This window comes from Thermococcus sp. M36 (assembly GCF_012027355.1).
GTDB lineage: Archaea > Methanobacteriota_B > Thermococci > Thermococcales > Thermococcaceae > Thermococcus.
Map to the genome: position 1 here is coordinate 1 of NZ_SNUH01000225.1, position 432 is coordinate 432.

The 432-nt window shown below is 35.6% G+C and carries 1 protein-coding gene; it reads left to right on the forward strand.

Annotated elements, in window-relative coordinates; genetic code table 11:
• The coding region (locus E3E36_RS12090; RefSeq protein WP_167895608.1) for a M1 family metallopeptidase at window positions 1-432 on the forward strand (432 nt) is incomplete at both ends.

Genomic DNA, 432 nt, shown 5'->3' on the forward strand with positions numbered 1-432 from the left:
GATGGATGTGGTAAACAATCAATTCAAGGGAACAGAGAAAATTGAATACATTAATAATTCTCCTGATACATTGCATAAAATTTTCATTCACCTGTATTGGAATGCATTTCAACCAAACAGTAGTATGGATGTTCGCAGCCGTGAATTAGGTAAAAATATTTTTACGAACAGAAGGGGAGAAGAAGTGCAGGATTGGGATGCACGTGTGAGAGACAGAATAAGTAAACTATCACCAACGGAAATCGGTTATGATAGTGTAATGGAAATTAAAGTGAATGGCCTTGCACAAAAAAAAGTGTATCATGAAACTATTTTGGAAGTGCAGTTAAGTAAAGGATTACTGCCAAAAAGTACTAACTCAATTGAGTTAAGTTTTAAAAGTCAGGTGCCAGTTCAAATTCGCAGAAGCGGAAGAGATAATGCAGAAGGTAT